General features: G+C 70.5%; 25 protein-coding genes and 1 pseudogene. 16 read left to right on the top strand and 10 right to left on the bottom strand.

The window, feature by feature from the left end:
- Positions 1-62 precede the first annotated feature (62 nt).
- From BGN98_RS12780 to BGN98_RS12765, 4 genes are all read left to right on the top strand, one after another.
- Positions 63-1,355 carry an amidohydrolase family protein gene (locus BGN98_RS12780; protein WP_288121606.1) on the top strand — a complete coding sequence of 431 codons (1,293 nt, stop codon included), beginning with the start codon at positions 63-65 and terminating at the stop codon, positions 1,353-1,355.
- Complete coding sequence (locus BGN98_RS12775; RefSeq protein WP_005051015.1) at positions 1,352-2,146, top strand: ABC transporter ATP-binding protein; 795 nt, start codon at positions 1,352-1,354, stop codon at positions 2,144-2,146. The genes BGN98_RS12780 and BGN98_RS12775 overlap by 4 nt, the downstream gene beginning before the upstream one ends.
- Positions 2,143-3,075 carry an ABC transporter permease gene (locus tag BGN98_RS12770; protein WP_016464524.1) on the top strand — a complete coding sequence of 311 codons (933 nt, stop codon included), beginning with the start codon at positions 2,143-2,145 and terminating at the stop codon, positions 3,073-3,075. The genes BGN98_RS12775 and BGN98_RS12770 overlap by 4 nt, the downstream gene beginning before the upstream one ends.
- An 84-nt stretch (positions 3,076-3,159) precedes the next feature.
- Positions 3,160-4,365 carry a hypothetical protein gene (locus tag BGN98_RS12765; RefSeq protein WP_005051019.1) on the top strand — a complete coding sequence of 402 codons (1,206 nt, stop codon included), beginning with the start codon at positions 3,160-3,162 and terminating at the stop codon, positions 4,363-4,365.
- 57 nt (positions 4,366-4,422) lie between these two features.
- On the opposite strand, the gene BGN98_RS12760 is transcribed toward BGN98_RS12765, so the two are convergent.
- A complete protein-coding gene (locus tag BGN98_RS12760; RefSeq protein WP_288121605.1) occupies positions 4,423-5,031 on the bottom strand; it encodes a cyclodeaminase/cyclohydrolase family protein in 609 nt (202 codons plus the stop codon).
- A 153-nt stretch (positions 5,032-5,184) separates the two neighbouring features.
- On the opposite strand from BGN98_RS12760, the gene BGN98_RS12755 reads away from it, so the two are divergent.
- Together BGN98_RS12755 and BGN98_RS12750 are read left to right on the top strand one after the other, a co-directional pair.
- Complete coding sequence (locus BGN98_RS12755) at positions 5,185-6,342, top strand: methylenetetrahydrofolate reductase C-terminal domain-containing protein (RefSeq protein ID WP_288121604.1); 1,158 nt, start codon at positions 5,185-5,187, stop codon at positions 6,340-6,342.
- Positions 6,339-7,427, top strand: a complete 1,089-nt coding sequence (locus BGN98_RS12750; RefSeq protein ID WP_288121603.1) for a methylenetetrahydrofolate reductase C-terminal domain-containing protein — start codon at positions 6,339-6,341, stop codon at positions 7,425-7,427. Before BGN98_RS12755 ends, BGN98_RS12750 begins: the two co-directional genes overlap by 4 nt.
- Positions 7,428-7,435: 8 nt before the next feature.
- Here the strand turns inward: BGN98_RS12750 and BGN98_RS12745 are convergent, their stop codons facing one another.
- Positions 7,436-8,047 carry a helix-turn-helix domain-containing protein gene (locus BGN98_RS12745; RefSeq protein ID WP_288121602.1) on the bottom strand — a complete coding sequence of 204 codons (612 nt, stop codon included), beginning with the start codon at positions 8,045-8,047 and terminating at the stop codon, positions 7,436-7,438.
- A 34-nt stretch (positions 8,048-8,081) separates the two neighbouring features.
- On the opposite strand from BGN98_RS12745, the gene BGN98_RS12740 reads away from it, so the two are divergent.
- The 3 genes from BGN98_RS12740 to BGN98_RS12730 are packed head-to-tail and all read left to right on the top strand — an operon-like array spanning position 8,082 to position 10,914.
- Positions 8,082-9,455 carry an FAD-binding oxidoreductase gene (locus BGN98_RS12740; RefSeq protein ID WP_288121601.1) on the top strand — a complete coding sequence of 458 codons (1,374 nt, stop codon included), beginning with the start codon at positions 8,082-8,084 and terminating at the stop codon, positions 9,453-9,455.
- Entirely contained in the window at positions 9,452-10,261 is an 810-nt protein-coding gene (locus tag BGN98_RS12735) for a creatininase family protein (protein ID WP_005051033.1), read from the top strand. Before BGN98_RS12740 ends, BGN98_RS12735 begins: the two co-directional genes overlap by 4 nt.
- The gene (locus tag BGN98_RS12730; protein ID WP_288121600.1) at positions 10,258-10,914 is read left to right on the top strand and encodes a pyridoxamine 5'-phosphate oxidase family protein; all 657 of its coding nucleotides are present in this window, start codon (positions 10,258-10,260) and stop codon (positions 10,912-10,914) included. Before BGN98_RS12735 ends, BGN98_RS12730 begins: the two co-directional genes overlap by 4 nt.
- A gap of 30 nt (positions 10,915-10,944) precedes the next feature.
- Here the strand turns inward: BGN98_RS12730 and BGN98_RS12725 are convergent, their stop codons facing one another.
- The 3 genes from BGN98_RS12725 to BGN98_RS12715 all read right to left on the bottom strand — a co-directional run bounded on the left by BGN98_RS12725 (position 10,945) and on the right by BGN98_RS12715 (position 13,594).
- The gene (locus BGN98_RS12725; RefSeq protein ID WP_005051039.1) at positions 10,945-11,442 is read right to left on the bottom strand and encodes an HNH endonuclease; all 498 of its coding nucleotides are present in this window, start codon (positions 11,440-11,442) and stop codon (positions 10,945-10,947) included.
- A 313-nt stretch (positions 11,443-11,755) separates the two neighbouring features.
- Positions 11,756-12,541 (bottom strand): M23 family metallopeptidase, encoded by a 786-nt coding sequence (locus tag BGN98_RS12720; protein WP_288121599.1) that lies wholly within the window; start codon positions 12,539-12,541, stop codon positions 11,756-11,758.
- A gap of 345 nt (positions 12,542-12,886) precedes the next feature.
- On the bottom strand, positions 12,887-13,594 hold the full coding sequence (locus BGN98_RS12715) for an iron-dependent transcriptional repressor DtxR (protein WP_288121598.1): 708 nt from the start codon (positions 13,592-13,594) through the stop codon (positions 12,887-12,889).
- A 99-nt stretch (positions 13,595-13,693) separates the two neighbouring features.
- On the opposite strand from BGN98_RS12715, the gene serC reads away from it, so the two are divergent.
- Positions 13,694-14,812, top strand: a complete 1,119-nt coding sequence (gene serC / locus BGN98_RS12710) for a phosphoserine transaminase (RefSeq protein WP_288121597.1) — start codon at positions 13,694-13,696, stop codon at positions 14,810-14,812.
- Between the two features lie 24 nt (positions 14,813-14,836).
- Here serC and BGN98_RS12705 read toward each other — a convergent pair.
- The 3 genes and pseudogenes from BGN98_RS12705 to BGN98_RS12695 form a co-directional block, all read right to left on the bottom strand.
- A pseudogene (locus BGN98_RS12705) lies at positions 14,837-14,980 on the bottom strand (TetR family transcriptional regulator); the annotation flags it as partial.
- A 94-nt stretch (positions 14,981-15,074) separates the two neighbouring features.
- Positions 15,075-15,686, bottom strand: coding sequence for a DUF3027 domain-containing protein (locus BGN98_RS12700; RefSeq protein WP_288121596.1), 612 nt, complete (start codon positions 15,684-15,686; stop codon positions 15,075-15,077).
- Positions 15,670-16,053 carry a cold-shock protein gene (locus tag BGN98_RS12695; protein ID WP_060959180.1) on the bottom strand — a complete coding sequence of 128 codons (384 nt, stop codon included), beginning with the start codon at positions 16,051-16,053 and terminating at the stop codon, positions 15,670-15,672. The genes BGN98_RS12700 and BGN98_RS12695 overlap by 17 nt, the downstream gene beginning before the upstream one ends.
- Positions 16,054-16,193: 140 nt before the next feature.
- Between BGN98_RS12695 and BGN98_RS12690 the strand changes: the two genes are divergently transcribed.
- The 3 genes from BGN98_RS12690 (at position 16,194) to BGN98_RS12680 (ending at position 19,942) form a co-directional block, all read left to right on the top strand.
- The gene (locus tag BGN98_RS12690) at positions 16,194-16,484 is read left to right on the top strand and encodes a hypothetical protein (protein WP_036286425.1); all 291 of its coding nucleotides are present in this window, start codon (positions 16,194-16,196) and stop codon (positions 16,482-16,484) included.
- A 1-nt stretch (position 16,485) separates the two neighbouring features.
- Positions 16,486-18,228: a helicase-associated domain-containing protein gene (locus BGN98_RS12685; RefSeq protein ID WP_288121595.1), complete on the top strand. Its 1,743-nt coding sequence runs from the start codon at positions 16,486-16,488 to the stop codon at positions 18,226-18,228.
- A 70-nt stretch (positions 18,229-18,298) separates the two neighbouring features.
- Entirely contained in the window at positions 18,299-19,942 is a 1,644-nt protein-coding gene (locus tag BGN98_RS12680; RefSeq protein ID WP_061682334.1) for a DNA repair helicase XPB, read from the top strand.
- Between the two features lies 1 nt (position 19,943).
- Here BGN98_RS12680 and BGN98_RS12675 read toward each other — a convergent pair whose 3' ends face one another.
- Positions 19,944-20,972 (bottom strand): CPBP family intramembrane glutamic endopeptidase, encoded by a 1,029-nt coding sequence (locus BGN98_RS12675; protein ID WP_288121594.1) that lies wholly within the window; start codon positions 20,970-20,972, stop codon positions 19,944-19,946.
- 57 nt (positions 20,973-21,029) lie between these two features.
- Between BGN98_RS12675 and BGN98_RS12670 the strand changes: the two genes are divergently transcribed.
- The 3 genes from BGN98_RS12670 to BGN98_RS12660 all read left to right on the top strand — a co-directional run bounded on the left by BGN98_RS12670 (position 21,030) and on the right by BGN98_RS12660 (position 23,889).
- Positions 21,030-21,722: a response regulator transcription factor gene (locus tag BGN98_RS12670; RefSeq protein ID WP_288121593.1), complete on the top strand. Its 693-nt coding sequence runs from the start codon at positions 21,030-21,032 to the stop codon at positions 21,720-21,722.
- A gap of 10 nt (positions 21,723-21,732) precedes the next feature.
- The gene (locus BGN98_RS12665; RefSeq protein ID WP_288121592.1) at positions 21,733-23,460 is read left to right on the top strand and encodes a sensor histidine kinase; all 1,728 of its coding nucleotides are present in this window, start codon (positions 21,733-21,735) and stop codon (positions 23,458-23,460) included.
- 141 nt (positions 23,461-23,601) lie between these two features.
- Entirely contained in the window at positions 23,602-23,889 is a 288-nt protein-coding gene (locus BGN98_RS12660; protein ID WP_288121591.1) for a WXG100 family type VII secretion target, read from the top strand.
- 72 nt (positions 23,890-23,961) lie between these two features.
- On the opposite strand, the gene groEL is transcribed toward BGN98_RS12660, so the two are convergent.
- The coding region (gene groEL, locus BGN98_RS12655; protein ID WP_288121590.1) for a chaperonin GroEL at positions 23,962-24,877 on the bottom strand (916 nt) is incomplete at its 5' end.

Below are 24,877 nucleotides of genomic sequence, written 5' to 3'. Positions count from 1 at the left end.
ACCCGATGTTGGCCATACCAACAACACCACGCGACACCGCAGACCCCGAGGAGGACGATCAGATGGATGCCGAACTCCTGGAGCCGGGCCAGCGCATCGCCGCCCTGACGGGCCTCACCCCGTGCGGCGAGATCGGCGACAACCTGGCCTTCGCGGGAGGCGTCGTGGTCGATACGCACGCGTCGGACCTCACGGGCGACACCGTCGGCGAGACGGTCGACGCGACCGGCTGGATCGCCCTGCCGCCCCTGGCGGATCTGCACGCCCACCTCGACAAGGGCTACACCTGGACCTCGTTCGGCCAGCCGGAGGGATCGCTCGACGACGCGATCGCGTGCTGGATCGACCACGGCGAGAACCACTCCTCCGCCGACATCAAGGCCGGCGCCCGGCGGCACCTAATGGCCGCGCTGCACGCCGGTGTCACAGCCGTGCGCTCGCACACGAACTACCACCTGGGCGACGACCCCCTCCGCGGGGTGCGCGCCCTCATCGAGCTGCGCGACGAGTTCGCCGGCATCGTCGACCTGCAGATCGTCGCCAGCCCCGGCGCCTCCGACGGCCCCGACGACCTCGGGCGCGCGGCGGTGGCCCTCGGCATCGACCTCATCGGCGGCTTCCCCCACCTCGCCGAAGACCCGAGCGCCGACCTGGAGCGCAACGCCGCCTTCGCCGAAGAGTTCGGCCTCGGCATCGCCCTGCACACCGACGAGACGCTCGATCCGGCATCCACGGGTCTCGCCGAGCTCGCCGCCCGCACACGCCACTGGCCGGCCGGTGTGATCCGTTCGGCGGGTCATTGCGTGAGCCTGTCCACGCAGGATGCCGCCACGCGCGCCCGCACCCTCGCCGCCGTCGCCGAGGCCGGCGTCTCGATCATCACCAACCCGCTGACCAACCTCTACCTGCAGGGCTGGCAGCACCCGGTCGCCACACCCCGCGGCATCCCGCCGCTGCGCGAGATCCTTGCCGCCGGCATCACACTGGCCGCCGGCGGCGACAACGTGCAGGACCCCTTCAACCCGCTCGGCAACGCCGACATGGTCGATGTCGCCTCCGAGCTCGTCGTCGCCGGTCACCTCACGCCCGCCGAAGCCTGGCACGTCAGCTCCCACGGCGGACGCGCGGCATTCGGACTGCCACCGGCACGAGGACGCGTCGGCGACGTCGCCGACGTCGTGCTCGTGCGCGCCGCGCACATCGCGGAGGCGCTCGCCGAGCGCGCCCCCGACCGCATCGTCATCCGTGACGGGCGCGTGATCGCCGTCCGCCGCCGCGTGGTCAGCAGCGTGCTCGACTTGCGCGCCCTGCCCACCCCGCCCTCCGCCCCGACCTCCGAGGGAGCCCTGCTATGAGCACCACCATCGAATCCGCTGTCGCGCCGGCCACCGCCGCGACAGCGGTGGACCCCACCACCGCACCGACACTCGCCTTCACCGACGTCGCCAAGGTGTTCGCCACCGGCACCCGCGCCCTCGAGGGCGTGTCGATCGACGTCCGTCCCGGCGAGTTCGTGTCGGTGGTCGGCCCATCCGGCTGCGGAAAGTCGACCCTGCTGCGCCTGGCCGCCGGCCTCGACGACGCCACCGAGGGAGCAGTCGACGTCCGCGCCGACACGACCAGCTTCGTCTTCCAGGAGGCGACGCTGCTCGAGTGGCGCACAGCCCAGCGCAACGTCGAGCTGGTCGGCGAGCTCGCCGGCGTGGGAGCAGCCGAGCGGCGCCGCCGCGCCGCCGAAGCCCTCGAACTGGTCGGCCTGAAGGGCTTCGAGAACCAGCATCCGCGTGCGCTGTCCGGCGGCATGCGCATGCGCGTCTCGATCGCCCGCGCGCTGGTCGCCGAGCCGCAGCTGGCCCTCTTCGACGAGCCGTTCGGCGCCCTCGACGAGATCACCCGCCTGAAGATGCAGACCGAACTGCAGCGCCTGTTCCAGCTCAAGGGCTTCGCCGCGATGTTCATCACGCACTCGATCTCCGAAGCCGTCTACCTGTCGAGCCGCGTGCTCGTGATGAGCGGACGGCCCGGCCGCATCGTCGACGACATCGAGCTGCCCTGGTCCTATCCCCGATCCCCCGAGCTGCGCTACGAACCCGAGTTCGGGCGCATCGTCGGACACCTCTCGCACGCTTTGGAGGCGCACTCGTGAGCCAGAACCTCGCCCTGAAGGCCCCGGCATCGCTCGCCGAGTCGGCATCCTCCGCGTCCGTCGGGGATGCCGCGGCATCCGCCGAGACGGCGACCGCGACCATGGCCGCCCGTCCGGCCCGCCCGAGCGGTGCGGCGAGCGTCGCCCGCCGCACCTGGTCGCGTGCGTTCCCGATCGTCGCGGCCCTGATCGGCATCATCGCGATCTGGTACGCCGTGTCGTACCTGCTGCTCAGCGAGAGCCGTCGCTTCCTGCTGCCGCCTCCCCACCAGGTGCTGGCCGAGACGATCGGCAACGACAAGGTGATCGGCCCGATGATCGCCGCACTGGGTCAGACCATCACCGTCGCCCTCATCGGCCTCGCGATCGCCGTCGCGATCGGCATGGGGTGGGCGATCGTCATGTCGCAGTGGACCCTCGCCGAGAAGATCCTCTACCCGTACGCCGTCATCCTGCAGACGATCCCGATCCTCGCCCTCACCCCGCTGATCGGCATCTGGATGGGCTATGGACTGCCCGCCCGCATCGTGGTCTGCGTCATCATCGCGGTGTTCCCGATGATCTCCAACACGTTGTTCGGCCTGCAGTCGGCCACGCCCGCCGCCCACGACCTGTTCACGCTGCAGAAGGCCACCAAGTGGCAGCGGATGACGAAGCTCATGCTGCCCGCCGCCATCCCGTCGATCTTCACGGGCCTGCGGCAGTCGGCCGGCCTCGCCGTCATCGGCGCGATCGTCGGCGACTTCTTCTTCCAGCAGGGCAGCCAGGGCATCGGCGGACTGCTGCGCACCTACACGCTGCGTCTGAACATGGAGCCGCTGTTCCTCGCGATCATCTTCACGGCACTGTTCGGCGTGATCGTCTTCTCGATCTTCGCCGCGCTGGACCGCGTCGTCGTCGGTCGACTGTTCGGCGTCGCCACCCGCTGAACCACCTCTTCTTTCCCTCCCTGCACCACGAACACGCACCACCCGTCTGTCCACACCGCACCCGAAGCCTTCCAGGAGGACACCGTGTCACAGCCCGCCTTTCTCTCCCGCCGCGTGATCGCACGCACCGTCGCGATCGGAGCGCTCGCCGCCACCGTCGCCGCCGTCGCGGGATGTTCCAGCACCGACGCCGCGGCTCCGGCGACCACCTCGGCGGCGAACGTCGCCGAGAAGGGCGGCCCGCTCGACCTCGCGAGCGTCTGCCCGGCGACCGTCGTCATGCAGCAGGACTGGCAGCCCGAGTCCGAGCACGGCGCCATGTACAACCTCGTCGGCGACGGCTACACCGTCGACACCGAGAAGAAGACGGTCACCGGCCCGCTCGTCGTCAACGGCACCGACACCGGCGTCAAGATCGAGGTGCGCTCCGGCGGCCCCGCGGTCAATTTCCAGCCCGTCCCGGCGCTCATGTACCTCGACACCGACATCCTCATCGGCGCCGTCAACACCGACGCGGCGATCGTCGCGAACGCCGACCAGCCCACCGTGGCCGTGACCTCGCAGCTGACCTTCAGCCCGCAGATCCTCATGTGGGACCCGGCCAGCCACAACGGCGCCACGACGATCAAGGAGGCCGCCTCGGCCGGCGACCCGATCGTCACCTCCGGCGACGTGATCCCGAACCTCCTGCTCTCGCAGGGCATCATCACGACGTCGCAGATCGACACGAGCTACGAGGGCACCCCGCAGCGCTTCGTCTCCGACCCGAAGATCCTGCAGCAGGGCTTCGCGACCGCTGAGCCCTACATCTACAAGAACGAGATCTCGCAGTGGGGCAAGGACGTCGGCTACCAGCTGCTGTCCGAGCTGGGCTACAACATCTACCCCGAGCCGCTCGCGGTGCGAAAGGCCGACGTCACCGACAAGGCCGACTGCCTGAAGAAGCTCGTCCCGATCATGCAGCAGTCGCAGATCGACTTCCTCAACTCCCCCGAGCACGGCAACGCCGTGATCCTGGACCTCGTCGAGAAGTACGACACGGGTTGGACCTACTCCGAGGGCGTCGCGCAGTTCTCCGTCGAGCAGCAGAAGAAGCTGGGCCTCGTCGCCAACGACAAGGCATCGGGCGTGTTCGGGCAGTTCGACCCCGCCCGCATGGCGTCGATCGTGAAGGACTTCACGCCCTTCCTCGTCACGGCCGGCAGCATCTCGCAGGCCGCCGCGTCGGCGATCGATCCGTCCGCGCTCTACACGAACCAGTTCATCGACACGTCGATCAAGATGAACTGACCGTCCTCACCGGCGATGCCCTGACTCCCCCGCGGGGGTCAGGGCATCGCCGTGTTCTCAGAGCGCCGCGGTCACGCGTTCTGCCACCGCGTCCAGGCCGCCGGCGGCGTGCGTCGCCTGATCCCACGCATCACGCAGGCGCTCGAGGGTCACGGCGTCGACTCCCGCGGCGGCGGCGCTGGTCGTGTTTCCCCGGATGTTCACGGCAGTCGAGCGGATGCCGCAGGCGAGCATCCGCGCGGCGACGGCGACATCGGGGGCCAGGCGATCCTCGCCGAAGCGTTCCAGCCAGAGGAGGGGCCCCTCGAGGGATGCCGCGAGTGCGACCAGGTCGGCGCCGGCGTCCGCGGCAGCGACGGTGGCGGTGCGCAGCGCCTCGCCGCGCTCGGGGTCGTCGATGGAGCGTCGGAAGGCCGCGACGAGCCGGCCCGACATCCGCCCGTCGTGCTCCGCGGCGGTGAGCGCATCGCCGCGCACCCGGGTCGCCGCGGCCGCGATCTCCGCCGCAGCCTCGGCCGGCGCGTAGCCGGCGGCCATCGCGACCAGCGCGGCACCGGTGGCGATCACGATCCCCGCGGCGGCACCGCCGCCGGGATCGGGGACGGGCGCAGACAACTGCTGCAGCCAGTCGTCGATGCGGGAGGCGGCGAGCGCGGACGTCGGCATGGGCCTCACTCTAGAGCCCCGCGCGCCGCGTGATTCCGCGGCGACATCGACGCACACGTGACCGTAACACCGGCGAAACGGCGCGCTCCTACAGTGGCATTGTTGGCGACACCAACATCGCCGGACCGATCCGCGAACGCGAGAGGAGCACCCGTGACCGCTCCCCTGCGCCTGCGCGAAGCAACACGGCGCTGCCCGAAGCGCATGGTCCACGGGCCCTGCGGCGGTGTCGCGATCGACGGCGGCTGCGAAGTGCCCGGCATCCGATGCTCATTCGTCGACGACCCCGCGGTACTGCACGATCTGGAGTTCTCCGCCGCCGAAGTGGATGCTCCGAACGCGGCCCGCGCGAGCGGCGACGCGCTGCCGGTCTCCCCGCGGGGAGAAGCATCGACGGCGTTCGCGGCCCTCGTCGACGCCGATGCGGTCATCACGGCCGACCTCCCGGTGCGCTCCACCGACCCGGCCGTCATCACTGAGGCGGGCGTGCGACTGCGAGAGCTGACCGCCGTGATCGCCGGCGAGCCGCCGGGGCTACGCGATGCGCTCAGCCTGACCCACAAGGCCCTCCTGCTCGCCGCCGCCGGATCGCGCGTGGTGGCCGGCCTCACCTGTCGCGACCGCAACCGGGTCGCACTCGAAGGAGAACTCGCCGCCCTCGCCGACCTGGGCGTGTCCGGCGTGCTCGCCGTGACCGGTGACCACCCGGCCTCCACCGCCCTGCCGCAGGCGCAGCCGGTCTTCGATCTCGACGCGACACGTCTGACGGCTCTCGCCCGCCGGGCCGGGCTCTTCGTCGCGGTCGCCGAACAGCCCTCCGCACCGCCCGTCGACTACCGGCCCGTCCGTCTCGCCCGCAAAGCGCAGGCCGGGGCGGAACTCGGCATCCTGAACCTCTGCGGCGACCTCGCCGAGATCCGCCGCTTCACCGCCGCCCTCGCGACCACGGCGGCCCCCGTGCCGGTACTCGTGTCGGTGCCGGTGCTCACGTCCGTCGCGACGGCCCGACGACTGGCCGCGCTTCCCGGGGTCGGCCTGCCGGACGAGCTCGTCACGGCGGTGGCCGGCGCCGACGACCCGGTGGACGCCGGTATCGCCGCGGCGGTCGCCTGGGCGCGCCGCGCGCTCGCGATCCCCGGCGTCGTCGGCATCCACCTGTCGGCGATCGCCGCTGCCGCCTCCGCTCCGACCGCGGGGGCGGCGGATGCCGCAGAACTCACTGCGGTCGACGCGTTGGCATCGGCGGCCGCGCGACTGCGGACCGCGATCGCCACCGACGCGATCGCCACCGAGACGGCGGGCACCGCATGAGCGTCGCGACGGCGACCCCCGCGGCAGCGGCCAGCCGCATCGCCGGGTGCCCGAAGTCGATGGCCTACGGCCCCTGCGGCGGCGTCAACGCCGACGGGACGTGCGAGGTGCACCCGACCCCGTGCGTGTTCCTGACCCGCGACCTCCCGGTGCGCTGGACGAGCCCGGCCACCGAGGAGACACCTTCGGACGCCGTCTCCGAGCACCCCTCCAGGCCGGCGACGCCCGCCGGGCGCGAGCTGGTCGAGATCGCCGCGCGCCGGCCGCTCGTGTTCACCGGCTTTCCGGTGCGTGCCCTGCGCGCCGATGCCGTGAGACCGACCGCCGAGGCGCTCGCCGGCAGCGTCGACGCCGTCCTCTCCGGCGACGCCGGACGCTCCCGCGTGCAGTTCCCCCCGTCGTACCGTGCGGCGCTGATCGGCGCGACCGGACTGCGGGTGTGGATGGGATTCAACGCCCGCGACCGCAACCGCACCGCCCTGGAGCGCGAACTGCTGTCGCTACGCGCGCTGGGCGTCGCCGGGGTGCACTGCGTCACGGGCGACCACACGCAGACAGGCGACCGGCCCGATGCCCGCCCCGTCTTCGACCTCGAATCCACCACGACGCTGCCTCGGGCCGCCTCCCTCGGGCTTCTCCCCTCGTTCGCCGAGTCGCCCGCCGCCCCGCCCGTCGCCGAACGCGGCGCACGCGTCGCCGAGAAGCAGCGCGCCGGGGGACGGATGTGTCTCACGCAGTACGCCGGGGATGCCGAGGAGGTCGCCGCCTTCGTCGCGCTGTGCCGTGCGGCCGGCGCGGACGTGCCCGTGCTCGCGGGCGTGCCCCTCGTCGTCGACCGTGAGGGCGCAGAGCTGCTCGCGTCCTTCCACGCCGCGAAGCTGCCCTCCGGCTTCATCGACCGCCTCTTCGCCGCGCGGGACGTGCGCGCGGAGGGCATTCGTCTGGCTGTTGCGTACGGGCGCGCGCTGCTCGCCACGGGCGCCGTCGGCGGTGTGGTCATCGCCGGCGGAGCCCGCCCCGGAGGCGAGGCCGCGTACGCCGCCGACCTCGCCACGGTCGCACGGGAACTCGGAGGCGGATCGTGATCGGCCGGTCAGTGCGCGCCGGCGCTGCCTTCCTTCACGGTGAGGACCTGCACGCTCTCGCCCGGTTCGGTGCGCCACCGGTGACGTATGCCGCCCTGGTAATACACCGCGTCCCCGGCTTCGAGGGCGAACTCGTCGGTGTCCAGCACCACCACGAGGCGGCCCTGGAGCACGTAGACGAACTCCTCCTCGTCGTGCACCCACCACAGATCATCGGTGAAGGTTCCCGACATCACCATCGGCACGAAGCGCGGATGGTCGCGGGCGAGGACCCGCATCGGGCTGCCCCCGGCATCCAGCGGCGTCGCTTCGCTCGCCCGGAAGACGTGGAAGCTGCCCGCCCCTCGCGGCGCCGCGTCGGCGTCGTCGGTCAGCAGCGCCTGCTGGGTCGTGCCCAACGCCTGCGCGACGCGGAACAGCGACGTCATGCTCATCCGTTCCAGCCCGCGCTCGACCTGGCTCAGGAACGAGTGCGACAGCTCCGCCTGCACCGCGACCTGGGTGAGCGTCATCCCGCGGCTCTGGCGCAGCGCCCGGATCCGAGCGCCCAGCGCACGCGACGCGGACGCGGGCCCGTCGTCGCCCTTGGCGCCACGGCGCGAGGAGACGGCATCCGACATGACTGAAGACTATGACACACGAAAGGAAACCGAGATGACCGGCGCGACCCCTACCGACGTCCTCGATCCCGCGGCGACCGGCGCCGCTTCCGCCCCCGACTACGCCGCCCTCGAAGCGGAGCTGGCCACCGCGCTCGGGCCCCGCGGCGTCTCCAGCGACCCGCGTCAGCGCGAGAAGGCGTCGGTCGACGGCGCGCGCATGTCGCCGATCATCGCCGAGCAGCTGCCGCTCGGGGTGGCCGACCTGGTCGCGTTTCCCGCCGATGCCGCTCAGATCGCCGAGACCGTCCGCATCGCCGTCGCCCACGGCGCGCCGGTGACCCCGCGCGGCAAGGGCACGGGCAACTACGGTCAGGCGATCCCCATGCCGGGCGGACTCGTCCTGGACACCTCGCGCGCACGGGCCGTCGTCGAGGTGGGCGACGGCTGGATCACCGCGGAGGCGGGAGCACCGATGGCGACCCTCGAGCTCGCCGCTCGCCAGCACGGCCAGCAGCTGTGGATGTACCCCTCCACCGTCCATTCGACCCTCGGCGGGTTCCTCTCCGGCGGATCCGGCGGCACCGGCTCGATCGCGCATGGCGCCAACCACGAGGGTTTCGTCCTCGCGCTGGACGTCGTGACCCCGGCATCCGAGGGCGAGCTCGTCCGGGTGGAGGGCGATGAGGCGCTCGGGTACGTCCACAACTACGGCACGGCCGGCATCATCGCGCGCGCCACGGTGCGGCTGGAGCCGATGAACGACTGGCGCGGGCTCTACGCGTCCTTCGACGACTTCACCGGCTCGATGTCGGTGCTGCAGCGCCTCGCGGCGCTCACCCCGACGCCGCGCCTCGTCTCCGCCGATGACCCGCACGTGAGCGCCCAGCTGCCGCCCGACCCGGCCTTCCCCGAGGGCCGCAGCTCGCTGCGGACGATCATCGATGCGAGCCTCGTCGAAGAGGCGTCGATGATCATCACCGGCGCCGGCGGACGCATCGAAGACGTGCGCGAGGGCCCCCAGGTGTCGGCCGCGATCTCGGTGCTCAGCTACAACCATCCGATCGAGTGGCTGCAGAAGTCCGAACCGGGCGTCTACTTCCACGTCGAGGTGGGCGGCGACGCGCTCATCGATCGCCACGATGAGGTCATGGCCGTCTATCCCGGTGCGCACCTGCACATCGAAGCGACCGCGCTGCGTCCGATCGGCATGCTCGCCGGCGTGTACGAGAGCCCGGAGCAGGTCGTCGACGGCATCGCAGCGCTCACCGCCCTCGGCGTCGGCGTGCACAGCCCGCACCAGTGGAACGTGGACTTCCGCCTGCCCGAGACGGTCGCCCTCGCCCGCACCACCGACCCCCGGGGCCTGCTGAACCCCGGCAAGCTCAACCCGGACTACACCGGTCCGGTGAAGGGATCGATCCGATGACCGCCGCGTTCACGCCCCCGTTCACCCCGACCTCCCGCCACTGGGCCGATCTGTCCGGTCCGGCGCTCACGGCTGCACTCACGGAGCGTTCGATCGCTGTCGTGCCCATCGGTGCGATCGAGCACCACGGGCCCCATCTGCCGCTGCGCACCGACGCCCTGGTCGCCGAGACGATCGCCACCGCGGCGGTCGAACGCGTTGCCGCCGACGGGATCGACGCATGGGTGCTGCCGACGATCAGCTACGCGAAGTCCGACGAGCACCACTGGGCGCCCGGGACCGTCTGGCTCGAGGGCACCACGGTGCTGGACACGCTGGTGGACATCGGTCGATCCATCGCGATGACCCCCGCCAAGACCGTCGTGTTCGTCAACGGTCACGGCGGCAACGTCATGCTGCTCGGATGGGCGAACCGCGAGCTGCGCCGCCGCTTCGGCCTGCGCACGTTCTCGATGCCCGCGACCGCCGCCGGGGCCGGCGACGGCCTGGACGGACGCCCCGACGAGAAGGGCCAGGGCATCCACGGCGGCTTCTCGGAGACCTCCCTGGTCATGCACCTGGCGCCGCACCTCGTGGCCCCCGAGATGCCGGCGCGCAACATCCCCGAGCACATCGCCGGCCTCACCCACATCGGCTTCAACCGCAAGCCGGTGATGTTCGGCTGGACGAGCGACGACTTCGGCCCGGAAGGCGTTATCGGCGACGCGACCGGCGCGAACGCCGCGCACGGCAAGGAGCTCTACGAGCGCGGCGTCGACTTCGTGTGCGAGGCGCTCGCCGAGATCGACGGGTTCGTGTTCGGGTGACGGCGTCATACACTCCCGGCATCCCGCCCGCGCCCGTCGTGATCGATCACGACAGCGACCCGGTGCAGTCCGACACCCCCGTCGACGATCCCCTGGCCCTCGCCGGGGCCTGGCTTCCCGGTCCCGGCGAGGACCGTCTGCTGATGACCGTGTCGACGATCGGCCTCGACGGGCTGCCCGATGCCCGCACGACCATGCTGAGCGACTTCGACGGCGAACGGTTCTTCTTCCACACCGACGCTCTCAGCCGTAAGGCCGCCGAACTCGCCGCCCAGCCCGGCGTCGCGCTGACGATCCTGTGGCCCGCGTTCACACGCCAGCTGGTCGTGCAGGGTACGGCGGCGCGCTCGTCGCGCGCCGAGTCCGACGAGGCCTACCGCCGGCGCTCTGCCTACCTCCAGCAGCTCGCCTGGCAGAACACCGACGCGTTCGCGCAGCTGCCGCTGGCCGAACGGCGCGCCCGCTGGGATGAGTTCCTGCGGGCTCACGGCGGTCCCGACGACCCCTCCTTCACGCCGCCCGAGGCGTGGGCCGGATTCGCGGTCACCCCGCACCGCCTGGTGTTCTGGGTCTCCAACCCGCTCGCCGCGAGCCGCCGCATCGCCTACACGCGCGAGGCTGCAGGCTGGACCCTCACGACGCTGCCCGGCTGACCGCCGCCGCGTGGCGGGCGGGCACGCCTGTCACGCGGCGAGCGACAGGTACGGCTCCCACGCCGGCTCAGAGCGTTCGGTGCCGCGCACCGTCCACTGCGGTCCGCGCGGCGGCTGCGGTGCCCACCGCAGCTCCCACCCCATCTCCTGCGGGGTCCGATCGCCCTTCATGTTGTTGCAGCGCAGACACGCGGCCACCAGGTTCTCCCACGAGTCGGCGCCGCCACGTGAACGCGGCAGGACGTGGTCGATCGTGGTGGCGCCCTTGCCGCAGTAGGCGCACCGGTGGGCGTCACGGCGAAGCACGCCGCGACGCGTGACCGGCACCCGCCGAGCCCCCGGCACGCGCACGTAGCGCGTGAGGACGATGACGGCCGGACGGTCGCAGGATCCCCGGATCCCCCAGACGGGGTTGCCGTCCATGCGTTCGATGACGGTCGCCTTCTCGTTCATGACGAGCACAAGGGCTCTCTTGAACGAGACGACGGCCAGGGGTTCGTATCCGGCGTTCAGCACCAGTGTGCGCATGCGCGTTCCTCTCGAACGGCCGTCGATGGCTTCGACGGCTCTCCGTTGTCGACGCGGCGCAGGCACGGCGGCGCAGGCACGAAAAAAGGCGCTGTCATGAAGACAGCGCCTTGAACCCACGACGAATGTCGCGGCAGTCGTGCACACGATGCCGAAGGACATAGCGGCCCACCGCATTCACGGTTCGAATGCGAGATCCTGTGTCCATGCGGCTCCCCCTCGGCTGTGCGAGCGTCGGGATCAGGCTAATGCACGCAGAGCCCGCCGGGGCGAATCAGAGGTGAACGAATGCCGCGTGTCGACGCAGACAGCGTCAGCGGACGTTCGCGACGAGGAAGTCCTCGGCGTTGGTCCACGACCCGTTGACGTAGATCTCGAGGTGCAGGTGGGTGCCGAACGCGCGGCCCGTGTCACCGACCTGACCGATGATCTGTCCGGCGCGCACGGTGTCGCCGACGACCACGCGACGGGTGCCGTACGACATGTGCGCGTACAGCGAGGTCACCGTGTTGCCGCCGATGTTGTGGGCGATCTTGACGTAGACGCCCCATCCGGGACCGTCCTCGCTCGACTCGACCACGACGCCGTCGGCGATCGCGTAGATCGGGGTGTAGCGGTCGACCATGTAGTCGGTGCCCTTGTGGCCCGGGTACGGCTCACCGAAGTGGTTGAAGAAAGGAAGGGGACGCACGACCGAGCCGGCCGGAGCGATCGTCTCGGCGAGCGAGCCGGAGTAGACCGAAGCATCGGCGGACGCGGTGGATGCCGCCGCGATGCGGGCAGCTGCCGCGGCTTTGGCGGCATCCTCGTTCTTCTTGGTCTGGATCTCTTCGGGCGTCGTCGCCGAATAGCTGTCGCGGGCCAGGGCCGCCGGCGTCGCTTCGGACGCGATCACGAGCGACTGCGCGTTCTCCGCGGCCACCTGCTGCAGCGTGACCGCTTCGGCGGGGCTCGAGGTCGAGGCGGCGAAGGCCGGCGCGATCGCGACGGTGGCGATCAGACCGCCGACGGCGGCGACCGTGATGAGGCTGCGGACCGGATGGCCTGTGCGGCGTGAGCGGCGCGTCGCGGCGGCCGTCGAGACAGCCGTTCCTCGCACAGCGGGGGCGGAGCCTGTGGAGCGGGTCAACGCGCCGCGCTGCGCGCGGCTACGCCGGGTCGGTGTCGTCGCTTCGGATTCGGGCATCTCCCGCGACGGGTCGTACTGTTCAGCCAATTGTCCTCCGGCGCCTCTGCGACCCCGTCCGGGACGGGATGCTGGTTCGTCGGCACTCGGTGTCAGGGCACAGATGTACGGGTGTCACCGCGCGAACGACGAACCGATGAGGCAACTCGTGCGGAGGTCCGTGGCGGGCTTCTCGCCACGTGGACTTTTCGAGGCTACCGGAAGGTAACGAATAAGTCACGCACAGGTGTTCATGCCCAGGCGCTTCCCGGGTGACGCTCAGGCGTGGGGCACGGCATCGACGAGGAAGATGTGCGAGGCGACCTCGACCGGCAGCTCCAGCCCATCCGCCTTGTCCGCCATCTGCACGAGGACGTAGCCCTCACTGAACCGGAAGTCGCCGACGCCTCCCGGCATGACGCCGGCGTCGCGCAGCTGCTCGAGGAGTTCGGGGTCGACCTGCACCGGCTCAGCGAGGCGCCGAACGGTGCCGTGCACCGGGCCGCCGGTCTCATTCAGCAGGCGCACGAGACCCACCACGCCGTCATCGAAGGTGCGGGCCGGCACGTCGCCCAGCTGGTCGAGGCCCGGGATCGGGTTGCCGTAGGGCGACTCGGTGGGATGGCCCAGCAGCTCGATGAGGCGACGCTCGACGAGCTCGCTCATCACGTGCTCCCAGCGGCAGGCCTCTTCGTGCACGTACGCCCAGTCGAGACCGATCACGTCACTGAGCAGTCGCTCCGCGAGGCGGTGCTTGCGCATGACGTCGACGGCCTTCTGCCGCCCGGGCGTCGTGAGCTCCAGCGAGCGGTCGTCGGAGACCACGACCAGACCGTCGCGCTCCATGCGCCCGATCGTCTGCGACACCGTCGGACCGGAGTGGCCGAGACGCTCCGAGATGCGCGCACGCAGGGGGACGATGCCTTCCTCCTCGAGCTCGAGGATGGTACGCAGGTACATCTCGGTGGTGTCGATCAGATCCGTCATGGGCAGGCCTCGTGCACGTTCGTGGGTGTGTTCTCAGCCTATCCGTTTCTTACGGCGACGCGGCGGGGCGCCGGCGGCGCTGACCCTAGAATCGGGAGCATGGCCCACGTCACGCTGCCCCGCGAGATCCTGCCCGCCGACGGTCGCTTCGGTTGCGGCCCGTCCAAGATCCGGCCGGAGCAGCTCGCTGCCCTGGCGGGCCCCGGTGCGGTGCTGATGGGAACCTCGCACCGACAGGCTCCGATCAAGAACCTCGTCGGCCAGGTGCGGATGGGCCTCAGCGACCTGCTGCGTCTTCCCGACGGCTACGAGATCATCCTCGGCAACGGCGGCTCGACGGCATTCTGGGACGCGGCCGCGTTCGGTCTCATCGAACGTCGAGCGCAGAACCTCGTCTTCGGCGAGTTCGGCGGCAAGTTCGCGGCTGCTGCCGCCGCGCCGTGGCTCGACGCGCCCGACGTGCGCAAGGCGGATGCCGGAACGCGCACGGTCGCCGAGGCGGTCGAGGGCATCGACGTGTACGCCTGGCCGCACAACGAGACCTCCACCGGCGTCGCGGCACCCATCTCCCGTGTCTCCGGTGACGAGGGTGCCCTCACGGTGATCGATGCGACGAGCGCGGCCGGCGGCATCAACGTCGCCGTCTCGCAGACCGATGTCTACTACTTCGCCCCGCAGAAGAACCTCGGCTCCGACGGCGGACTGTGGTTCGCGGCGGTCTCCCCCGCCGCGATCGAGCGCATCGAGCGCGTCGCGGCATCCGGTCGCTACATCCCCGAGTTCCTCAGCCTGAAGAACGCTCTCGACAACTCGCGACTCAACCAGACGCTGAACACCCCGGCGGTCGCCACTCTCGTGCTGCTCGACAAGCAGCTCGAGTGGATCAACGGCAACGGTGGCCTCGGCTGGGCGGCGGGCCGCACGGCGGAGTCGTCGCAGGCCCTGTATCAGTGGGCCGAAGGCTCCGCGGTGGCCACCCCGTTCGTCGCCGATCCCGCCGACCGCTCCCCCGTCGTGGTCACCGTCGACTTCGACGAGACGGTGGATGCCGCGGCCGTCGCGGCGAGCCTGCGCGCCAACGGCATCGTCGACACCGAGCCGTACCGCAAGCTCGGCCGCAACCAGCTGCGCATCGCGACGTTCGTCTCGATCGAGCCGGACGACGTCCGCCAGCTCATCAAGGCGATCGACTACACCATCGAGCACATGCAGGCCTGAGGCCCGCAGGGCCGCGCCGCCGGCTCAGGCCAGCGGCGACGGTCGCGGATCGAGGACGGCCGAGACGATGGCCTCGATCGCGAACTCGGAGGCCGTCCCGAGATCGAGCGCATCGGGCTCGAGCAGCCACTGCACCTGCAAGCCGTCCATGACGGCGAGGATCGCGGCGTCGCGCGAGGAGGTCTTGCAGTCCGCGCGGTTCACCGTCGCGTTCTGACACCCGGTCGTTGAGCGCGCGCCGCCGGCGCGAGTCGAAACGCCGCTAATCCTCGTCGGTATCGTCGTCCTCGTCGTCGGCGTCGTCGTCCTCGGTGTCGTCGTCCAGCACGTCGATGTCGACGCCGTCGACGTCGCCGGCGTGCAGAATCGGCGAGCCGTCGTCGTCGAAGTCGGCGGCATCCAGATCGTCCACGTCGTCGAGGTCGTCGTCGTCGAGATCATCGTCCGACTCGTCATCGGCGTCGGCAGCGTCCTCGGCCTCGACGCCGCGCTCGGCGGCGAGCGCCGCCTGCGCGGCCTGGTACTCGGCCAGACGCACCGCCCACGGCACCCACTCCGGAGCCAGGAGCGCACCCTCGCCCGGAAGGAGCTCGGCCTCGAGCACGGTCGGCTCGGCGTCGTCGACGACAGCGAGACTCACCGTCCAGAACCAGCCGGGATAGCCCTCCATCGTCGTGGCGAAGCGCAACGACACGACGCCGTCGGCCTCGAGCGTGTATCCGGCGGGGTCGCCGATCGTCGCCGCCGGCGTGATCTCGCGCAGCGCGGACAGTGCCAGGTCGTGGGCCGCGAGCAGGCGGTCGTCGGCGACGAGCGCCGGCGCCTCGCCCTCGGCATCCGCGCCGGAGTCGACCGACTCAGGCGTCGAGTTCATCGGCGACCTTACGCAGGATCGCGGCGACCTTCTTGCCCTGTCCCGCGTTCGGGTAATGACCGTGGCGCAAGTCGCCGCCCACCTTGTCGAGCAGCTTGACGAGGTCTTCGACCACGACGGCCATGTCGTCGGGCTTCATGCGGTTGCGCTTGGCGAGGCTGACGGGAGCGTCGAGCACCCGCACCGCCAGCGCCTGCAGCCCGCGCTTGCCGTCGGCCACGCCGAAGTCGAGGCGCGTCCCGGCCTTCAGTCCCTCCGTGCCCGCGGGGAGGGCCGTGGCGTGCAGGAAGACGTCCTGGCCGTCATCGGTGGTGATGAAGCCGAACCCCTTCTCGTCGTCGTAGAACCTGACCTTGCCGGTGGGCATCGCACAAACCTCGCTCGTCGGCGCCCTACGGGCGCGGTGACATGGTGACATGTGCCGTGAGGGCACGTGGTGGGCATCGTGCCCTCTTCCAGCCTACGGCACCGTCACGCCGGAGGCGGGGACGCAGTAGGGTGATCCCGATGCCATCTTCGTCCTCACGCACACCGGGCTCGGCCGACGATCTGCCCGTCCGCCGCATCGACCGCGTCCTCGCGTTCATGTCCCTGGGCCTGCTGCTGCTGTCGGTGATCTGCTTCGTCGCGATCATGATCGGCTCCGCCGCCGGCATGAAGCACGACGACTTCGGGCAGGGCATGTGGCCGCTTGTCGGCACGCTCGTCTATATCGCGCCGATCGTCGCGTTCATCCTGCTCATGGCAGTGCTCATCATGACCTTCGTGCGGAAGGCCCGGGTCGGCAAGGGCCGCTGACGTGACCGGGTCGGACGCGCGCGCTCTCGCACAGCATCTCGTGCAGCGCAGCGACGACGCCCTGACGGCCCTGTTCGCGGCGCGACAGGTGTCGCCGACCGTCGTATGGAACGACGCCTTCGACGCGGCCGAGGCGCTTCTGGAGCCCTCGTCGATCGAGCGCGCCCTGCGGGGCCTGACCTCGGGCGAGATCTCCGCCCTCGCCGACGCCGCCCTCGACACGGACGACGCTGCCCGCTCGCGGCTGCAGCAGCTGGCGCTCGTCGACGAGCAGGGAACGATGTACGAGGCGGTGTCGTCCGCACTGACGGCCCTCACCGCGGCATCGACGCCCGCGGCCGACGTCGACGAAGCCGAGGACCCGGATGCCGCGGCACGGCCGGACGACGCCGCTGCCGCCGAGCGGGCGCTCTCCTCGCTCGGCTCACTCGGCGACATCCTGCATGCTGCGCTCACGCACCCGTTCGGCCGCATCGGTTCCGGAGCGCTCGGGGCCGCCGACCGCCGCCGACTGATGGAGGACGGGATCGTCGACGACGGCGCCACCGCCGATGACCTCGTCAAGATCGCCGAGCGGACGGGTCTGCTGTCGGGTCAGGACAAGAGCTGGCTCGTGACGCCCGCGGGTGTTCAGTGGCTGCACTCCGACACGATCGCACGGTGGAGCGCCGTCGCCACCGCGTTCCTCGAAGGGCTGCCGCGCGGACTGCGGCGACCGACCGGCGGCTGGATCGCGCCCGCCGCGTGGGCGCAGGCCTACCCGTGGGACGTGCTCTGGCCAGAGACAGCGGCGGATCTTCGTGGGCTCCTGCGACGCTGGGGCGTCCTCGACGACGCTGGGCGCCCCACCTCGTGGGCGCGGGGTGCATTCCTCGACGGCGCGGGATCGCCGTTCCCGGCCGCCGCCCTCGACACCCTCGCGCGGCTGCTGCCCAGCGAGGTCGACCGGGTGTACCTGCAGAACGATCTGACCGCCATCGCGCCCGGGCCGCTGTCGCCGCACCTCGACATGCGGCTGCGGTCGATGGCGCGGCGGGAGTCGCGCGCGCAGGCGTCGAGCTACCGCTTCACGACCGAGAGCATCGCCGACGCCCTCACGGCGGGCGAGAGCGCCGAGTCGCTGCGCGCCTTTCTCACCGAGCTTTCGCTCACCGGCCTGCCCCAGCCGCTGGCGTACGAGATCGAACGCACCTCTCGCACGCACGGCATGGTCCGCGTCGGTCCCGACGACGAGGGCCGCACCCGGGTCTGGAGCGACGACGAGGCGCTGCTGCGCACCCTCGCCGTCGATCAGGCTCTTCGTCCCCTCGGGCTCGTGCCGGACGGCGACGGCCTCGTGACCCGCAGCGGGGCCGACACGGCGTTCTGGATGATCGCCGACGCCCGATATCCGGTCGTCGCGGTGGATGCCGACGGCGAGCGCCGACGACTCGACCGCCACCGCCTGGCACCGTCGCCGTCGCAGCCCGCGCCCGCGCGCGACACGTATGCCGCGCTCCTCGCACGGCTGCGCGCCGCGCCCGCTGACGATGCCGACGCGGCCTGGCTCGGCCGCGAACTGGATCACGCGGTCAAGGCGCGCGCCACCATCGTCGTCGCCGTCCGCATGCCCGACGGCACCGAGCGCGAGTTCACGATCGAGGCGACCGGCCTCGGCGGCGGACGCCTGCGGGGACTCGACCGGGCGGTCGATGTGGAGCGCACCCTGCCGGTATCCAGCATCAGCGGCATCCGCCCCCTCTGACCGGGCCCCCGCGCACGCACGGCTGGCGACGCGAGCCCCCGCCGCTGCGAGGTCGGTAGACTGGGACGCTATGGCTGACGGCCCCCTCATCGTGCAAAGCGACCGCACCGTGCTGCTCGAAGTCGCTCACCCCCAGGCGGAGACAGCGCGGCACGAGCTCGCGATCTTCGCCGAGCTCGAGCGCGCACCCGAGCACATCCACACCTACCGGGTCACCCGGCTGGGGCTCTGGAACGCACGCGCCGCCGGCCACAGCGCCGACGACATGCTCGCCACGCTCGACCGCTGGTCCCGCTTCCCGGTGCCCGCCTCGGTGTCGATCGACATCCGCGAGACCGTCAACCGCTACGGGCGTCTGGTCATCGAGCGGGATGCCGAGGGCGCGCTCGTGCTGCGGGGCTCCGATCCCGCCGTTCTCGCCGAGATGGCCAAGAACAAGCGCATTCAGCCGCTGCTGATCGGCCACCCCTCCCCCGACACCTACGTGATCGACGCCTGGGCGCGCGGTCACATCAAGCAGGAGCTGCTGAAGATCGGGTGGCCGGCGGAGGATCACGCCGGCTACACCCCCGGCACCCCGCACGAGATCGACCTGCACGAGGACGGGTGGACCTTGCGTCCGTACCAGCGCCACGCCGTCGACATCTTCAGCGAGGGCGGCTCGGGTGTCGTCGTGCTCCCCTGCGGCGCCGGCAAAACGCTCGTGGGCGCTGCGGCGATGGCCGCGACGAAGACGACGACCCTCATCCTCGTCACCAACACCGTCAGCGCGCGCCAGTGGCGCGACGAGCTGCTCAAGCGCACCACGCTGACCCCGGAGGAGATCGGCGAGTACTCGGGTCAGACCAAGGAGATCAAGCCGGTCACCATCGCGACCTATCAGATCCTCACGGCCAAGCGGAAAGGCCAGTACGCGCACCTGGCGTTGCTGGACGCGCTGGATTGGGGCCTCATCGTCTACGACGAGGTGCATCTGCTTCCCGCTCCGGTTTTCAAGCTCACCGCCGATCTGCAGGCACGTCGCCGCCTCGGACTGACCGCGACGCTCGTCCGGGAGGACGGCCGCGAGGGGGACGTGTTCAGCCTCATCGGCCCCAAGCGCTTCGACGCCCCGTGGAAGGAGATCGAGGCCCAGGGCTTCATCTCTCCGGCCGTCTGCTACGAGGTGCGCGTCGACCTCCCGCCCTCCGACCGCATGGAATACGCGGCATCCGCCGACGACGAACGCTACCGTCTCGCCGCCACGGCTCACGCGAAGATCGGTGTGGTGAAGGATCTCGTCGCCCGTCACGCGGGAGAGCAAATCCTCGTCATCGGCCAGTATCTCGATCAGATCGACGTGCTGTCCGAGGCTCTGGACGCACCGAAGATCACCGGAGCGACGCCCGTGGACGAGCGCGAGGAGCTGTTCGCCGCCTTCCGCGAGGCGCGCCTGCCTGTCCTCGTCGTCTCGAAAGTCGCGAACTTCTCGATCGATCTGCCCGACGCCTCGGTCGCGATCCAGGTGTCGGGGTCGTTCGGCTCACGTCAGGAGGAGGCGCAGCGGCTCGGCCGGCTGCTTCGTCCCAAGTCGAACGGGCACACGGCGAGCTTCTACACGCTCATCGCACGCGACACCGTCGACCAGGACTTCGCCCAGAACCGGCAGCGCTTCCTCGCCGAGCAGGGCTACAGCTACACGATCCTGGATGCCGAGGGCATCGCCGCCGCGTAGCTCACCACACCGGAGCCGGTGGCGGCAGGACGAGCGTGCGCGGCAGCGGCCGACGCGCCAGCATCCACTCGACGAGCGCGACGTACCCGGCGATCAGCAGGAACGACCACAGAAAGCTGACCAGTCCCGTCGTGCTCTTGGTGGGGCTGGAGCCGGAGGCGAGCGAGAGCAGGAACGCCGAGAGGTTGTTCACGACGTGCAGGGCGATCGCCGCCTCCAGTCCTCCGGTGCGCCACGTGAGCCAGCCGGCAGCGACGGCGAACAGCCCGACGCCGATCTGGCCGAGCAGGTCGTAGCCGTGGCCGAGGACGAACAGCGGCACCGGCAGGAGGATCGCGAACGCCGGATGCCGCAGCCAGCGTCCGATGCTCTGCATGAGGTAACCGCGGAAGATGTACTCCTCCGCCGCCGCCTGCACGGGAACGAGCAGCAGCACGACCACGAGCGTGATCGGCCAGGTCGAGGTCGAGACGGGCATCCCGGGCTCCTCCATTGCGCCGGGAAGGAGAAAGCCCACCGCGGTCAGCACGACCGACACGCCGACGGCGAGCGCACCGCACAGCAGCATCCAGCGCCAGCGCAGCCGTCCCGCGGCCGAGGAGACGAGCCCGACCCGGCGTCCGTTCACGATCAGTGACGCGAGGATGTAGGCCGGAAGCATGAGGGCGATCGTGCCGAGCAGGATCGCGACCATGAGCGGGTCGCCCATGTCGACGCCGCCCGACTGACCGAGGCGTGCGAGGTCGTCCAGGCGCTCCGGGTCGCGGAAGAGCGCGATGCCGATGACGACCATGACGACCACCAGCAACCCGAGGTAGATCGCGAGGCCCAGGATGCCGGTCACCAGCGGGGTCCACCATCCCGACCGACGGCGCGCGAAGTTCAGGCGGTGGAAGGCGAGACCACCGATCACGGCGTCGACCGGGAGGGCGCGGGCCGTCCGGACGATCGTGGGCGGGACGGGCGGCATCGCGGGAGCGAACAGCGGTGCCGACGGGGGGACGGGGACCTGCGGCGCGGGCGTCGTCATCCATCCATCTTCTCCGATATCCAGCAAAGGGAAGGGTTGCGATGCCAGGATGGGGCTATGACCGCACCGCGCATCCTCGTCGTGGACGACGAACCGAACATCCGGGACCTGCTGGTCACGAGCCTCAGGTTCGCCGGCTACCAGGTGCGCGCCGTCGCGAACGGCGCGCAGACCATCTCGGCCGTGCTCGAAGAGGAACCAGACCTCATCATCCTCGACGTGATGCTCCCCGACATGAACGGGTTCAGCGTCACCAAGCGCCTCCGCGGCGCAGGGTACACGGCCCCCATCCTCTTCCTCACGGCGAAGGACGAGACCGAGGACAAGATCGAAGGGCTGAACGCCGGTGGCGACGACTACGTCACCAAGCCCTTCTCCCTCGACGAGATCGTCGCGCGACTCCAGGCGATTCTCCGACGCACCATGCAGGCCAACGAGGAGTCGACCATCCGCGCCGGCGAGCTGACCATGGACCAGGACACGCACGACGTCACGGTGGGAGACGTCTCGATCGACCTGTCCCCCACCGAGTTCAAGCTCCTGCGCTACCTCATGCTCAACCCCAACCGGGTGCTCAGCAAGGCGCAGATCCTCGATCACGTCTGGGAGTACGACTTCAACGGCGACGCCGGCATCGTGGAAAGCTACATCTCGTACCTGCGCCGCAAGATCGACCCGTACTCCTCGGAGCCGCTCATCCAGACCAAGCGCGGCTTCGGCTACATGCTGAAGGCCGGCAAGACCGCCTGATCGCGGGACGATGACGGCGGACGGCGTGTACGCGGCACACGCGAAGAAGAACGACCGCCTCACCTCGTGGTGGCGCGGCATCAGCCTGCGGGCCAAGGTCACGGGCGTCACCGTGGCCGTGCTGACCGGCGGACTGCTCGTCGCCGGGTTCGGTACGGCGGTGTTCCTGCGCAACGCCCAGATCTCCGAGCGCGACCAGTCGATCAGCCAGACGGTGACGCTCGATCAGGCCAGCAGTCTGCTCAACGTCGCGGTCGTCGACGGGGTCGCCAAATTCGAGCCCGCCGACTATCCGCCGCTGACATCCTTCTACATCGCCGTCTACGGGCCCGACGGCACGAGGCTGGCCACCGGAGGCCCGCCGTCCGACAATCCGCCGGTGTTCCCGACCACGTTCGGTCTCGACAGCACCCTCATGCAGGGAACGACTCCGTTCGATCTCACCTCGGCCGACGGCAAGACGACCTTCCATGCCGCCGTCGACATCCTGCAGATCCCGGGAGCACGCGAGAACAACGTCCAGCTGCTCGCCCTGCCGTTGACGCCCGTGAATCAGACGGTGGCGAGCTTCGTCGGCATCTACACGATTCTGGCGCTCATGACGATCCTGGTGAGCGCCCTGCTCACCCGCTGGCTCGTCACGCTGGCGTTCCGGAGCCTCGGGCAGGTGGAGCAGACGGCGATGTCCATCGCGCGGGGCGACTTCGGCCAGCGCATGGGCGACATCGCTCCCGGCACCGAAGTCGGCAAGCTCAAGACGGCGATCAACGCCATGCTCGACCGCGTGGATCAGGCGCTCGGCCAGCGCGACGCCACCGTGCTGCAGATGCGACGCTTCATCGGCGACGCCAGTCATGAATTGCGCACACCCCTGGTGACCGTGCGCGGATACGCGGAGCTGTACCGGATGGGCGCCATCTCGGGCGACGAGCAGACGGCGCAATCGATGGAACGCATCGAGAAAGAGGCCATCCGCATGGGCGGCCTCGTCGAAGACCTGCTCGCCCTCGCCCGCCTCGACGAGCGCCGTGACATCGTCGTCGCTCCCGTAGACCTGCGCCCGATCGCCCGCGACGCGGTGCTGGATGCGCGCGCGACCTCGCCGGAACGGACCGTCTCGTTCATCGACGACGACCCACGCCCGGCGGTGCGGCGTCCGGCATCCGCGCCGCCGACGGCCAGCGCCCCGACGCGTCGACGGCCCCCGACCGCGGCGATCGGTGCACTGCTGCGACGCCGGCCGCGCGCCGACGGCGAGACGGTCACGGCACCTTCCCCCGCCCCTGCGATGCCCCTGCCCTCCGAGCGGGAACCCATCGTCCTGGGCGACGAGAACCGCATCCGTCAGGTCGTCGCGAACCTGCTCGGCAACGCGCGCCGGTACACGCCGGCGGGCTCGCCCATCGAGCTCGCCGTGGGCGTCGACGAACCCGGTGGAATGGGATGGATCTCGGTCATCGATCACGGCGAAGGCATCGCTCCGCAGCTGCGGGAGAAGATCTTCCAGCGGTTCTGGCGCGCCGACACCTCGCGCACGCGTGAGACGGGCGGCTCCGGCCTGGGTCTGTCGATCGTGGCGTCGGTGGTCGACGCGCTGCACGGATCGATCGTGGTCAGCGAGACGCCCGGCGGGGGTGCCACCTTCCGCGTCGCGTTCCCGCTCGCGCAGCGCCGCGACGCCGCGGAGCATCTCTTCATCGAGACGCAGCCCCTGCCTCGGCTGCACATCGACTCCTGAGGCACCGAGGCTGCGAGCTCCGCTCGAGGCTTCCTCCCCGGAGCCCCTCCGCGACCGCATAGTGCACACCCGCGCTCCGGGCCATCTCGGGCCTGCCCACCGCTGGCTAGCGTGAACCCACACCGACGAAAGGACGTCACCATGACCGCGTTCAGTGTGGACTCGGAAGCCGTACTCAGTGCCACCGGGGCGATTCGCACCACCGCCGATCGCCTGCAGTCAGAGACCGCCGCGATGCTCGGCCAACTCACCCAGCTCCAGGGTGCGTGGACGGGCAGCGCGGCCGTTGCCTTCCAAGGGTTGGTCGATCGGTGGCGGGCCGCACAGACCGAGCTGGAGAGCGCGCTCGGAGACATCGGCACCGCGCTGGGGCACGCCGGCGCACAGTACGCGCAGACCGAGAGCGCCGCCGCGAGCATGTTCCGCTGAGCCCGCCCGACTGAGCACCGCTCCACGCAGAAAGGCCCCTCCGAAGAGGGGCCTTTCCGTGGAGATCCGGACTCAGAAGTCCATGCCACCCGTGGGGTCGCCCGCGGGAGCGGCGGCCTTCTCGGGCTTGTCGGCGACGACGACCTCGGTGGTGAGGAACAGACCCGCGATCGACGCGGCGTTCTGCAGCGCCGAGCGCGTCACCTTGGCCGGGTCGATGATGCCCGCGGCGAACATGTCGACGTACTCACCGGTCGCGGCGTTCAGGCCCTGGCCGACGGGAAGCTCCGACACCTTGTTGGCGACGACACCCGGCTCGAGGCCGGCGTTGAGGGCGATCTGCTTCAGGGGCGCTTCGATGGCGACCTTGACGATGTTGGCACCCGTCGCCTCGTCGCCCGTGAGTGCGAGCTTCTCGAACGCACGCTTGCCGGCCTGGATGAGGGCGACACCGCCACCGGGGACGATGCCCTCCTCGACGGCGGCCTTCGCGTTGCGAACGGCGTCCTCGATGCGGTGCTTGCGCTCCTTGAGCTCGACCTCGGTGGCCGCACCCGCCTTGATGACGGCGACGCCGCCGGCGAGCTTTGCGAGGCGCTCCTGCAGCTTCTCGCGGTCGTAGTCGCTGTCGGTGTTCTCGATCTCGCGCTTGATCTGGGTCACGCGACCCTCGATCTGCGCCGACTCGCCCGCACCCTCGACGATCGTGGTCTCGTCCTTGGTGACGATGACCTTGCGCGCCTTGCCGAGCAGGTCGGTGGTGGCGTTCTCGAGCTTGAGGCCGACCTCCTCCGTGATGACCTGGCCGCCGGTGAGGATGGCGATGTCCTGGAGCTGCGCCTTGCGACGGTCACCGAAGCCGGGAGCCTTGACGGCGACCGACTTGAAGATGCCGCGGATCTTGTTGAGAACGAGGGTCGCGAGAGCCTCACCCTCGACGTCCTCGGCGATGATGACGAGCTCCTTGCCCTCCTGGATCACCTTGTCG

The sequence above is a fragment of the Microbacterium sp. 69-7 genome (genome assembly GCF_001897985.1).
In the GTDB taxonomy this organism is placed as follows: domain Bacteria; phylum Actinomycetota; class Actinomycetes; order Actinomycetales; family Microbacteriaceae; genus Microbacterium; species Microbacterium laevaniformans.
This window is presented reverse-complemented; position numbering and strand designations above follow the sequence as displayed.